11 protein-coding genes are annotated in these 11,399 nt (G+C 46.4%); 5 read left to right on the top strand and 6 right to left on the bottom strand.

What is annotated here, in order from left to right; all coding sequences use genetic code 11:
* Nucleotides 1–146: 146 nt before the first annotated feature.
* On the top strand, nt 147–641 hold the full coding sequence (locus IAQ59_RS05215) for a PAS domain-containing protein (RefSeq protein WP_209329722.1): 495 nt from the start codon (nt 147–149) through the stop codon (nt 639–641).
* Between the two features lie 522 nt (nt 642–1,163).
* On the opposite strand, the gene IAQ59_RS05210 is transcribed toward IAQ59_RS05215, so the two are convergent.
* Both IAQ59_RS05210 and IAQ59_RS05205 read right to left on the bottom strand, forming a co-directional pair.
* Nucleotides 1,164–1,343, bottom strand: coding sequence for a hypothetical protein (locus IAQ59_RS05210; RefSeq protein WP_209329721.1), 180 nt, complete (start codon nt 1,341–1,343; stop codon nt 1,164–1,166).
* Between the two features lie 435 nt (nt 1,344–1,778).
* Nucleotides 1,779–2,630: an alpha/beta hydrolase gene (locus IAQ59_RS05205; RefSeq protein WP_209329720.1), complete on the bottom strand. Its 852-nt coding sequence runs from the start codon at nt 2,628–2,630 to the stop codon at nt 1,779–1,781.
* Between the two features lie 206 nt (nt 2,631–2,836).
* Between IAQ59_RS05205 and IAQ59_RS05200 the strand changes: the two genes are divergently transcribed.
* From IAQ59_RS05200 to IAQ59_RS05190, 3 genes are all read left to right on the top strand, one after another.
* Nucleotides 2,837–4,384: an AbgT family transporter gene (locus tag IAQ59_RS05200; RefSeq protein WP_209329719.1), complete on the top strand. Its 1,548-nt coding sequence runs from the start codon at nt 2,837–2,839 to the stop codon at nt 4,382–4,384.
* Between the two features lie 4 nt (nt 4,385–4,388).
* Nucleotides 4,389–5,273 (top strand): serine hydrolase, encoded by an 885-nt coding sequence (locus IAQ59_RS05195; RefSeq protein WP_209329718.1) that lies wholly within the window; start codon nt 4,389–4,391, stop codon nt 5,271–5,273.
* Between the two features lie 87 nt (nt 5,274–5,360).
* The gene (locus IAQ59_RS05190; RefSeq protein ID WP_209329717.1) at nt 5,361–5,735 is read left to right on the top strand and encodes a DUF2784 domain-containing protein; all 375 of its coding nucleotides are present in this window, start codon (nt 5,361–5,363) and stop codon (nt 5,733–5,735) included.
* Between the two features lie 60 nt (nt 5,736–5,795).
* Here IAQ59_RS05190 and IAQ59_RS05185 read toward each other — a convergent pair whose 3' ends face one another.
* From IAQ59_RS05185 to IAQ59_RS05175, 3 genes are all read right to left on the bottom strand, one after another.
* Nucleotides 5,796–7,358 carry a SulP family inorganic anion transporter gene (locus IAQ59_RS05185; RefSeq protein WP_209329716.1) on the bottom strand — a complete coding sequence of 521 codons (1,563 nt, stop codon included), beginning with the start codon at nt 7,356–7,358 and terminating at the stop codon, nt 5,796–5,798.
* Nucleotides 7,359–7,611: 253 nt separating this feature from the next.
* Nucleotides 7,612–8,916: a D-alanyl-D-alanine carboxypeptidase gene (locus tag IAQ59_RS05180; RefSeq protein WP_209329715.1), complete on the bottom strand. Its 1,305-nt coding sequence runs from the start codon at nt 8,914–8,916 to the stop codon at nt 7,612–7,614.
* Nucleotides 8,917–8,928: 12 nt separating this feature from the next.
* The gene (locus IAQ59_RS05175) at nt 8,929–9,843 is read right to left on the bottom strand and encodes a serine hydrolase (protein ID WP_245189443.1); all 915 of its coding nucleotides are present in this window, start codon (nt 9,841–9,843) and stop codon (nt 8,929–8,931) included.
* Nucleotides 9,844–10,035: 192 nt separating this feature from the next.
* Between IAQ59_RS05175 and IAQ59_RS05170 the strand changes: the two genes are divergently transcribed.
* Nucleotides 10,036–10,653 (top strand): TetR/AcrR family transcriptional regulator, encoded by a 618-nt coding sequence (locus IAQ59_RS05170; protein WP_209329714.1) that lies wholly within the window; start codon nt 10,036–10,038, stop codon nt 10,651–10,653.
* Between the two features lie 11 nt (nt 10,654–10,664).
* On the opposite strand, the gene IAQ59_RS05165 is transcribed toward IAQ59_RS05170, so the two are convergent.
* A complete protein-coding gene (locus tag IAQ59_RS05165; RefSeq protein ID WP_209329713.1) occupies nt 10,665–11,066 on the bottom strand; it encodes a GNAT family N-acetyltransferase in 402 nt (133 codons plus the stop codon).
* Between the last annotated feature and the right edge of the window lie 333 nt (nt 11,067–11,399).

The following is an 11,399-nucleotide window of genomic DNA, read 5'->3' as shown; positions in this document are numbered from 1 at the left end:
AGTAATTTCAACGAATGAGTCAAAAAAGGCGAAAATTTTTAAACAAATGCAAGGTCTTATAGTTTAGTGCCTAGAAAAAAACTGCCAAATGAATCAATAAAACATTTTATAGGTTCGGTGGTGCAGAATTGCGAGGAGTAACAGATATGATTTTCAAGAAGAAGCAAGAAGTCGGTACCATTTCTCCATTACTATGCTGGGATGTTTACGCCAGTGAGTTTCGGCATTTGGTGGAAAAATTTAAAAAGGAAGAAGAGATCCAAACCCTTCGATTTTTTGCCAAGCAAAAAGGGTGGGTGTTTGATTGGGATCGATTACACAACTATCGGTATCAGACAGTCTTACTTACTGGCGTTGATAACCGCATATTGTGGGTAGGAGATGGCTTTCATGAGATGACTGGCTACCCCAAAATGTTTGCCGTTGGAAAGAGTCCTCAATTTTTGCAGGGACCGGGTACCACTCATGAGGATAAGGAAGCCTTTAAAGAGAAGCTACGTGGGGGAGGAGAGTTTACGCAGCGAATCCTAAACTACCGACGGGATCAAACGGAATATGTCTGTGAGGTCACCGTTCTTCCGGTTATGGGCAGTGATCAACGTACAGCTGCCTTTTTGGCCTTGGAATCGGAGGTTTTTTGAGGAGATTTAATCTACAAGTGTTTCTTTTAAAATTGCTTTACAGGTAGCGATCTCTTTGGTATATAAGCCTCCAAAGGATGTAATTATCTTAAAATTTTAAATTTGTACGTTCAGTGTTTTTTGGGTTACAGCTCCTACACCAGGGGGTCTTCCTTTGTTCCATTTTAGTATTCAGATAGCTATTGAGTGGTCATACCTGTGTAAGATAGAAGTGAGAGGAATGCTTCGTTGTCTTTTTTCAGTTCTCTTTTTAGTTTAACATCAATGTGTGTACCATGCGCTAAATGTATACGTCTGTTACCGAAGAGGCTGCCAGAACAGCACTATTGAAACAGACCTGGCTGTCGATATGCCGGAACGAAAAGTCATGGAAAATGAATGCGTTCGGATGAACTGCCATCCAGCGGAAAATCATGGAACTTAAATTGGAGAGAATACCGCAAAAAAAATCAAGTCACGAGGGACTGGCTAGGAAGGCCGTAGGCCAACGAAGCCAGTCCTGTAGAAACCAAAATTTAAGGCCTACTTATTCGCCTGCGGATCATTTTTCAACTTCCTCCCTCTAAGTATCCCATACAACAGCATGCTTGATGCATACATCCCGAAAATTAGTTGAATACCTTTTATGGGATAAATCTCAAATAGATCCAGGCCGGCCGCCACCAGTAGAATCAGCCCTATGAGAATAGCTAGGTACCTCATGTGCATGCGTTAAATCCTTCTCTGATCCAACAAGTATACTGCCACACCGGTGAAAAAAAATTTCAGTCACCGATAATTTTTTAAACCTCTGTGGATAGTTCTGATGCGTATTCGAAGCAAGTTGGCGTAGGTTCGATCGTGAATAATTATAGAGCCGACGTGTGGAAAAATAGGGATTGGAGGTAATTTGTCAAGTATATCGTGCAAAATACTTGACAAAACGGAGTTGGTTTCCAAAAAGGGGTTAGCCACTGCTTAAAAACCTTGACAAAATCCATTACCAGGGGTTCTCGGTTTACAATGCACTGGATTTTATGTCCTGATTTTTTTCGTTTCTGTGGGTTTTTAGTTCAAAATAAGAAATTGAAGGGGGGTAAAAATCGGTATTTTATTGAATTTCCACGTCCTCCTGTACAAATCCTTTATTTCCACCCACTACCTCCTCTCCAACCACTTCTCTGCAAACTCAGGCCAGCTTTCTGCAGCTACGTTACCGGCCCGCAGCCCATAGCCGTGCCCTCCGGTAGGCAAGAAATGGAGTTCCACCGGGATGTTATGGTCTCTGAGGGCTCCGGCATAGACCAGCGCGCTGTTGCCATGCCGATCGTCAGCGGTGCCGAATAAGAAGGTGGCAGGTGCTTCGTCCAAGTGGGATAATTCCGGTGTCAAACTCCGGTTTTCCCCGAGGTCCAGATAGGCCGGGTAAATCAATAGGGCAAAATCCGGTCTCGCGGAAATCAGGTGATCATCCTCAATGGATACGTAGGCCGACGTATTGAATTGCGTAGATGCCCTAGCTGCCAGGCTGCCTCCAGCGGAAAAGCCGATTACCCCCAAATCGCCGGATTCAACGCCCCACTCGGCGGCGCGGCTGCGCACCACCCGGATGGCCCGCTGCAAGTCCATTAACGCTTCGGGCTGCTTATCCGGTACCCGATATTCCAACACAAACGCCGTATATCCCAGTGAGGTCAGCCATTCGGCTACTTCATACCCCTCTTTGTCTATGGCCAAGAAACGGTAACCTCCTCCAGGACAAACGATGATTGCGTCGCCGTTTTTAATACTGGGTTGTGGTTTGAATACAGTAAGTAACGGATTGGTGACATCCCAGACCCTGGTTACCAAGCCGCTTTTATCCGGTTTTCGTACGGCAGCAGTTTTTGGTCCAGTCTCCCCGGGAACTTGCTCGGGCCATAAGACAATGCGCTCTTGTCCTTGGGCAAGCAACAGGTGGGTACTTATTAGCAATAAGCATAGCATGCTATATCGTATGGTTCGTTTCATGGGGTGTTTCGTTACAGTAGCCTTCCAGGAAGGGCACGTTGACTTTACTAATATCTGAAAAAAGGGGATGTGTTTCTATCACAAAGTTGGAGATTTGTCTTTTTTCTCAAAAATTGGCCCACTAGCAGCTAAAATGATGCATGCCATGGTGTATTTTTCGGCAAGCTGCTTATTTTTGGCACATTCCAACACCAAACCCGAATTCCATGGAAGAAGCCACCAAAAGATCCACCCTGCTAGACCGTTTTCTAAATTTGATTGAACGGGTGGGCAACAAGCTCCCCGATCCGGCGATTTTGTTTTTGGTACTGATGATGTTCGTTTGGGTGCTTTCAGCATTGTTGGCGCCTATTGATTTTGGGGAGGTAAATCCGAGAACGGGTGAAAAGCTAAACATCCAAAACCTGCTTTCGGGTGCTCAGCTCGCTTCCTTTCTCTCCAATATGATCCAAGTGTTTATTAATTTCCCTCCCTTGGGCGTGGTGCTGCTTGCCATGCTGGGGGTGGGTGTGGCCGAACACAGTGGATACATCAATGCCGGATTGAAGTACCTCCTGGGCTTTACGCCGGCATCCTTGCTGACCCCTATCTTAATCCTCGTCGCCATTGTAAGCCATACCGCAGCCGATGCAGGGTACGTGTTGGTCATTCCCCTTGGGGGAGTCATCTTTTATGCAGCAGGTCGCCATCCCATAGCGGGCATAGCTGCCACCTTCGCGGGCGTGTCCGGTGGTTTTAGTGCCAACTTTATCCCTTCGGCCATAGATCCCCTTTTGCAATCATTTACGCAGTCGGCTGCGCAGATCATTGATCCCTCGGTGGAATTGAATCCGTTGAATAACATATTTTTTACCGGACTTTCCAGTTTGGTGGTTATAGGGGTGGGCTGGTACCTGACCGACCGGGTGATCGAGCCTCGTCTATACCGTTCAGCGCCAGTTGATGATCAACTGGATGATGTGCCCAAGATGGAAGAACTTCAGCCAAAGGAAAGGGCTGCTTTTAAATTGGCGACGGCTGTGATGCTGGTTTTTCTTGTCGCCATGGTCCTTTGGTCCTGGCCGGATAGTTCTGCGATGCGGGATGGAACCGGTAAGCTGACTACCTCTGCGGCGCCGTTGATGAAGTCCATTGTTCCATTGATTTTCTTGGTTTTCTGGTTCCCGGGAGTCGTTTTTGGCTTTGCATCCGGAAATTACACCGAGATGAAACATGTGGTGGCCTCTATGAGCAAATCCATGGGAAGTATGTCACACTATATTGTGATGGCCTTCTTTTGTGCGTTGTTTATAGACGCCTTTACCAAGTCGAATATTGGGGCATTGACGGCATTGAAGGGGGCAAACTTTCTACAAAGCCTGCAATTGCCCGGGCAGCTGACCATTGTCGGTATTATCTTATTGAGTGCATTTGTCAATTTACTGGTTGGGTCAGCTTCGGCCAAATGGGCACTGATTAGCCCCATCTTTGTGCCCATGCTGATGCAGTTGGGAATATCACCTGACCTCACGCAAGCCGCTTACCGGGTCGGCGATTCCGTGTCCAATATCATCACCCCCTTGCTGCCGTATTTTCCATTGGTGGTTATTTTTTGCCAGCGCTACGTGAAGTCTACGGGTATCGGAACGCTGGTTTCCATTATGTTGCCCTATACACTGGTTCTCTTGGTAGCGTGGACGGTATTCCTGCTGGTATACTGGGCGCTCGGCATTCCTTTGGGAGTCCAATCTACTTACGAATACCTGATCCCTTAGCTATATGAAACAACGTCTGCAATCCCAAAGGCATTCCACAGGCTTTGGGTCATTTTCTGATGTAATCGCCGGAATTCTAGTGGCACTTTGGATGCTCTTGGCTTCCTGTGCCAAACCAGATCCCTTAGCTACCTATCTGAGTAATTTGCCGGACAGTGTGGAGGTTTCTTTCCAGATCGGTTTACCCGGTGCGCAGTCAACTACAGCCTATCAGCAGGACAAACAGGTGCCCTCTGCAAGCATTATCAAAGTACCCATCTTAATTGCCTTAATGGAGGATGTACAGACTGGTAAATGGGCGCTTTCCGAAGAAATCGTATTAAAGGAGTCCGATAGAGTAGGAGGGGCTGGAGAGTTGCAGTATCAGGAGCCCGGAAGTGCCTATACCTTGGAGTTTTTGGCCAGGGAGATGATCCGCATCAGTGACAATACTGCCACAAATTTGCTCATTCAATCTGTGGAGATGGAGCGTATTCAAGACTGGCTAAAGCGAAACGGTTTCCGGCAAACCCAGCTAAATCGACTGATGATGGATTTTGACGCCATTACCGCCGGTAGGCAGAACTATACTAGTGCCGAAGAGATGGTTCGTATGCTTTTGGAACTTTTTGAGGGTAAGTACCTAGACGCTAAGGGTACAGCCTTCGTACTAGAACTGTTAATGGATTGTGCAGATCGGGATGCCATTCCTTCCCAACTCCCAGATGGAACAGCGGTCGCACATAAGACAGGTACGCTGGATTATGTGCGGGGTGATGCAGGACTTTTTCTGGGGGAGCATCCCCTGGCGCTATGTGTATTTGTGGAGGGGTTTTCCTCCTTGGAGCAAGCGGATGAAATCATCGGGCAGATCGCCCGCTTGGCTTTCGATACATACGGTTCCAAGTGACGCATACGCTAACCAAAGACCGGTGTTGTCGTCGGTTTTTGGAAATCACATGGAAGGAAATGGAACCAATGGCTAAACGAAATGAATATGAGTGAAGGCACATACTTGATCCTTGCGGACTATTTCTTTCTTGTTGTCCATAACCTGCTTATCGTGTTCAACCTTTTCGGATGGATCGTCAAAAAATGGCGCAGATGGCACCTTGCCTGCATCCTGCTTACCTTCGCTTCGTGGGGAATTCTGGGGATATGGTATGGTTTTGGCTACTGCCCGCTGACAGATTGGCATTGGCAGGTGCTGCGTAAACTGGGGGAGTATGACCTGCCCTCTTCCTATTTCAGCTACCTGCTGGACAGGATGCTGGACATTAGGTTGTCACCCACGTTGATAGATGCCTTGACCGTTGGGTCCGCACTTTTGGCACTTGCCGCATCTCTATGGATCAATTTCAGGAAAAAGTAAGCCCTTCCTGTAACCCAAACAGCCGATTGCGGTCTGTTTAGGAAACTGGAGGCACTTGATTTATACGAATGATTTGGAGGCGTTCTTTTCGACAACGATCTTGTATGAAGGATCGTCATCGGTGTAGTTCACGTTGATGATTTTTTCCGCTTTGTTTAACAGTACTTTGCTGCTTGTATTTAAATGTCTTATATAGACGGTTTTACCCAACTTTTCATACCGTTCGGTGACTTTGTGCACCGCATCTATGCCTGAATGGTCAACGATTCGACTTTCGGCAAAGTCGATGATGATTTCGTCAGGATCATTTACTGGGTCAAATTTTTGTCCGAAGGCCAACGCGGAGGCGAAGAACAGCGGACCGTAGATCTCGTAATGTTTCACGCCATTTTCGTCAATAGTTTTTCTCGCACGGATCATCTTGGAGTTTTCCCATGCAAAAACCAATGCAGCGATCACCACGCCGATCAATACCGCCAGGGCCAAATTATGCAACAATACCGTAACCAGGGTTACCAGCACCATCACCAGGACATCGGATTTGGGTACTTTGCGGAATACTTTCAACGATGCCCACTCAAAGGTGCCTATGGCCACCATAAACATCAGACCTACCAACGCCGCCATGGGTATCATCTCTATATAGGTGGATAAAAAGAGTATAAAAACCAGTAGACCTACGGAAGCCACGATTCCGGATAGCCGGTTTCTACCGCCTGCGTTCACGTTGATCAGGGATTGACCGATCATGGCGCAACCGCCCATACCTCCGAAAAAGCCTGTGGTGACGTTGGCTACTCCTTGTGCAACGCATTCTTTGTTGCCGTGCCCTCTCGTTTCGGTAATTTCATCGATCAAGGTAAGTGTCAGTAGGCTTTCGATCAAGCCTACTCCGGCCATGATGGCGGAATATGGCAGGACGATCATCAAGGTTTCCCAAGTGAAAGGTACCAAGGGAATGTGAAATTCTGGTAAACCGCCGCTAATAGAGGCGAGGTCCCCTACCGTTCGGGTGTCTATTCCGGCAAAGATTACCACGAGGCTGATGGTCAAAATAGCCGCTAGTGCAGAGGGTATGGCGGTGGTCAGTTTGGGTAGAAACTTGATAATGACCATGGTTAAAACTACCAGTACGATCATAATTAGTAGTGGGGTGCCAGTCATCCAAGCAGAGGCACCACTTTCTGTGGTAAATTTAAACTGGTCAAACTGTGCCATGGCAATCACGATGGCCAATCCATTGACAAAACCAAACATCACCGGATGAGGAACCAAACGGATCAATTTACCAAGCTTTAACACTCCGACGAGAATTTGTATCAATCCCATCAATACTACCGCAGCAAATAGGTACTCGACTCCATGCTGTGCAACGAGGGCAACGATGACCACGGCAATGGCACCGGTTGCGCCGGAAATCATACCGGGCCGGCCCCCCAGTATAGAAGTGATGAGTCCAATAATAAAGGCGGTATAAAGCCCAATAAGTGGGCTGACACCGGCTATGAGTGAAAAGGCCACCGCTTCGGGAACAAGGGCCAGGGCCACTGTTAGCCCGGAAAGAACTTCATCTTTAAGGTTGGCCTGCTTGGGCTTGAAAAAATTCAAAAATAATTGCGTCATTTTTTATTCGTTCAATAAGGTTTGTTCATCAGGTCGCGTAAGATTTGGCAAAACTTGGTAATCCAGATTTTCCGAATGGTTTCAAGAAAAGAACTAGCCTAAGTGGATGCTTATCGTAGTTGATGTAAAATGGTTTTGGGCAGGACTTGATGAAGAATGGCAAATTTACGAATAATAATTGGTTTTTTGTGATTGGTGTTCTCTGCGATGTGGAGTGGAAAGGTTTTTTGGCTAGAAAAGCAACGATATTTCTTTACCTATAGTGTTGGTGGATCTGGTACAGGATCTTTTCCATCTCCCGCTTAAGGTCATCTGAGGGAATCGGGTAGTTGTTGTGCATAAAGCTGAAGTAGAGCGTTTTTCCACTTTTGGTCAGCAGGTACCCACTCAGACAGATGGAGTTGTTGAGCGTGCCCGTTTTTGCGTAAATATAGGCTGGCTGCCCCTCGTCGGGCTTATACCAGGAGCGGATGGTTCCCTTTGTGCCTCCGGCCGGAAACACGTCGAAAATGGTTTCCTCCGGTACTTCTGCTCGTATTTTCCCCAGCAATTCGATGATGCTTTTGGGCGTAAATTTATTGTCGCTGGACAAGCCGGATCCGTCTGCCCATTGGGGTTCATGGCTGAGGTCATCGAGCAGGTTTTTTTTGGCATAATCGATGGCCGTAGCTGTATTAAGCGAATCGGTGAGCCGATCCGAGACCAACAGTAGCAGTTGTTCGGCCAAAAAATTGTCGCTGTCTTCCATCATTTGTTTATAGATCTGGGCGGTTCCCAGTCCAGGTAGCTTTTGGGGCTTTCTTCCCTTGGCGATATTGTAGGGGATCACCTGAATGGTTTTGCCTAGGGTGTCGCGGAGCAGGGAGGCGGTAAGGTGGGCAGACGTAATGAAGGGTTTATCTGTTTGAAAATTGCTTCCATCCGGCCAGTGCAAGGGTATCTGAAACCTGTTTTCATAAAATTTCCTCAATGGTTGTGATCCCGTGAAAGCGGGATCCGGGTAAAGCAACTTGCCGAAATACCTTGGGTAAAGGAATAAGTCGTTCGCTTTGGAAAACCGTACCACGTTGCCGTAGATCGGCAGAGCGGAGCGCTCGGCACCGAAATAATAGGTGTACCAACTCCAAGACCAGCCCGGGCCATTTGCCCTCACCTGCGGAAAATTGTCCGCCAGGTATAGTTTCTTGTCGGTTTTACCAAGCAACTCCAAAGCTTGGCCGCCTTTAAGGTCCGGGTGTAGCAACGATGGATCCCCCGTGCCCCAAAAGATCAAGGAATCGCCACTTTCGAGGTAATTGAGTGCGTATACCTGTTCACCGAGCAGTTTGTAAGAGGTGTAAAAGGTAAAAAGCTTGGTATTGGAAGCGGGAACGAAATAAAGGTTTTCGTTGAGGGCATAAAGCGGCTTGTCCTTTTCCGGATCCACCAGCATAAATCCCGTAAAACCGGATTTGTTGAAAACCTCCGATTGCTCTATGGCCTTCCCGACCTTTAGGGAAGAACAGGCGGAAATTGCCAGTAGCAAGCATGAAGAAAGGGCCAGTAAAAATCGTTGCATCTTGGTAGTTTTTTAGAGTTTTAGAGAGGAAACATACTCGTAGACGAGCTTACTGACCTGTGCGATGGTTTCTTTTCCCGCGGCGGCATCGGTAAGGTTTTTGGACAAAAGTACCAACACATACCGCTTCCCATCGGGAAGCTCGAGGATGGCGGAGTCATGCTGCACCCCTGTGATGGAGCCGGTCTTATGGGCTACCTGAACCGTCTCGGGCAGGTATTTGGGGATTAGGTCTTTGAAATACTGATCGCCGAGGATTTTCATCATTTCCTTGCTGGCTTCCCGGTTTACAGCGTTGCCGGTGGCGATGGCCTCCAAAACCACCATCAAGTCGTAGGCAGTGGTGGTATTGCTCATGCCGGCATCAAAAGCTTTTTGGTCTTCCACGCCCCGCAGCACCTGAATGTCAGCCGCGCCCAGTTCCCGCATGGTCTGGGTGACGGCTTTTGCGTTGACCAGCTCAATCAGGATATTGGTGGCCAGGTTGCTGCTTTTGATGATCATTTGGTAAGTAAGGTCATAGATGCTTGCCTGTCCGCCGATCCTACTGTACAGCTCCTCCTGGGAGTCGCTGCCCAGATCCATGGAAAAGTTGCTGCCATCCACGATGCTGGTGAATTCGTTGATCACCGGAATGGAATCCCGCAGCGAAAACTCGCCCTCCTCGGCCTGTTTGAACACCTCGATCATCACGGGAGTCTTCATGGTGGAGGCAGCGTGAAAGCTTTCCCGTTCGTTGATTAGGAGTGTCTGTGTGGTGTCGTTTAATAAGCGGAACGCCAGGGCAAAGTCACCCGCTGTCTCTTCGAATAGCACGTTGATTTCGTGGTTGAGCTTGGATAGGGGTGCTTCCGTAGAGGAAGTTTGGCAGGAAGCGAATAGCGCGAGTACTATGCCGGTAAGCATAAAACGGTTAGTGGTTGTCATACAAGAAAAAAGGCTTGGTGTATGGGGTGACAAGATAGGGCCAATTGAGATACTTTTCAACTTCCTTTTTCAAATCTGACTTTGGAAGCTCGTCAATCGAAAAATTCCTTTGTTGAGCCTGTCTGCCCCAGTGAAAAGCGGATTGATATTTTGAACAATGTTCACTAAATTTGCCTTGTTCAAAGCGTAAGTATGGGAGTAGCAGAAAGAAAAGCCAAAGAAAAGGAAGAGTTGAGAGCCTTGATCTTGAATGCAGCAAAGGATTTGTTTGCCGAAAAAGGCATTGATCAGACAACAATCCGCAGTATTGCCAAAGAAATCGAGTACAGTGTGGGTACTGTATATTTATACTTCAAGGATAAAAATCAGATTCTTCACGAGTTGCATTCGGAGGGTTTTTTAAAGCTTGCCAAGGAAATGAGGACTTTGTTTCATGTGTCTGATCCTATGGAGCGATTGAAAGCCTTGGGAAGGACCTACATGTCATTTGCCCTGGAGAATACTCAAATGTATGATTTGATGTTCAATATGCGGGCGCCTATGGAGTTTGTCAAAGAGCAAGAGGAGCAAAACTGGCATGAGGGCTCCAATGCATTTGATGCCTTGAGAAATACAGTCAAAGAATGTATGGATCAAGGTTACTTCAAAGGACATAGTCTTCAGCCCCTATCCTTTACCATTTGGAGTTGTGTGCATGGAATGTGTTCCCTGTATATCAGAGAGCGTGTAAAAGGCGCCACAGGGCAGGATCCAGAGAAGTTATTGTACGATGCTTTTGAAGATTTCTTGTTGATGCTCGTCAAAAGATAATAGATAGATCTTTAATCTCCGGTTTTTTTCATTCCAATTGCGAATTCAGTAAATCCAAATCTCCTGTAATAGGGAATTAAATGGTCTTCACATAAAAGTTGAATATGAAGGCCTTTTTTGGTGCATGATTCGATTAGTAATTTGCAGATTTGACGCCCGATTCCTTTGTTTTGAAATTCTGGAATAACCCCAACACCACATAGGTATGCGTTTATAATACCATCGGAAATCACCCGTCCGGTTCCAATCAAGGTTTTGTTGTGATAGGCATATACGACCTGCCAACTTTGCTCCATCGCTATATTTAAATCTTCTTTAGTTAGTTTTAAATACTTGTTCCAGTCTAACTTTTCATAAAGATCAAACATGTTGTCATCCGAATCGAGAGGTTTGTCTAAATATTGAATTTCCATGTTGGTTGATTTTTTAACTAATTTAAGACAGTTTCATTATGGGTCTGCTGCCTTGATCCAACATCCTAGACTGGTGGCTATTTTGTTAGGTTAGGTTTCTTTAAATTCAGGAAATGCCCGTTTTTTTATAATTCGGAGGATTTTTAATTTTCGTTCAGAAAAAATTCTCGAATTTCTATTGTATAAATGAACAATGTTCATTATGTTTGTTTTGTTCAAAAAAAACTTTAGATAGTCTGGGGGATTTCGACAAAAAGGAAGGAATAGAAAAACAGGGATTAACAGGGTTTTTGGATCAAGAATGGTTCATTAATCAATCTAAGAGCTTATTTT

Origin of the sequence: Lunatimonas salinarum, assembly GCF_017811155.1 — a bacterium.
GTDB classification, from domain to species: Bacteria; Bacteroidota; Bacteroidia; order Cytophagales; family Cyclobacteriaceae; genus Lunatimonas; species Lunatimonas salinarum.
Note: the sequence above shows the minus strand (reverse complement) of the source record. Positions and strands in the feature narration are given on the sequence as shown.

Coding starts and splice junctions, on each gene's coding strand:
- IAQ59_RS05215 (WP_209329722.1), top strand. CDS start 147: ATGATTTTCAAGAAGAAGCAAGAAGTCGGTACCATTTCTCCATTACTA.
- IAQ59_RS05210 (WP_209329721.1), bottom strand. CDS start 1,343: ATGAGGTACCTAGCTATTCTCATAGGGCTGATTCTACTGGTGGCGGCC.
- IAQ59_RS05205 (WP_209329720.1), bottom strand. CDS start 2,630: ATGAAACGAACCATACGATATAGCATGCTATGCTTATTGCTAATAAGT.
- IAQ59_RS05200 (WP_209329719.1), top strand. CDS start 2,837: ATGGAAGAAGCCACCAAAAGATCCACCCTGCTAGACCGTTTTCTAAAT.
- IAQ59_RS05195 (WP_209329718.1), top strand. CDS start 4,389: ATGAAACAACGTCTGCAATCCCAAAGGCATTCCACAGGCTTTGGGTCA.
- IAQ59_RS05190 (WP_209329717.1), top strand. CDS start 5,361: ATGAGTGAAGGCACATACTTGATCCTTGCGGACTATTTCTTTCTTGTT.
- IAQ59_RS05185 (WP_209329716.1), bottom strand. CDS start 7,358: ATGACGCAATTATTTTTGAATTTTTTCAAGCCCAAGCAGGCCAACCTT.
- IAQ59_RS05180 (WP_209329715.1), bottom strand. CDS start 8,916: ATGCAACGATTTTTACTGGCCCTTTCTTCATGCTTGCTACTGGCAATT.
- IAQ59_RS05175 (WP_245189443.1), bottom strand. CDS start 9,843: ATGACAACCACTAACCGTTTTATGCTTACCGGCATAGTACTCGCGCTA.
- IAQ59_RS05170 (WP_209329714.1), top strand. CDS start 10,036: ATGGGAGTAGCAGAAAGAAAAGCCAAAGAAAAGGAAGAGTTGAGAGCC.
- IAQ59_RS05165 (WP_209329713.1), bottom strand. CDS start 11,066: ATGGAAATTCAATATTTAGACAAACCTCTCGATTCGGATGACAACATG.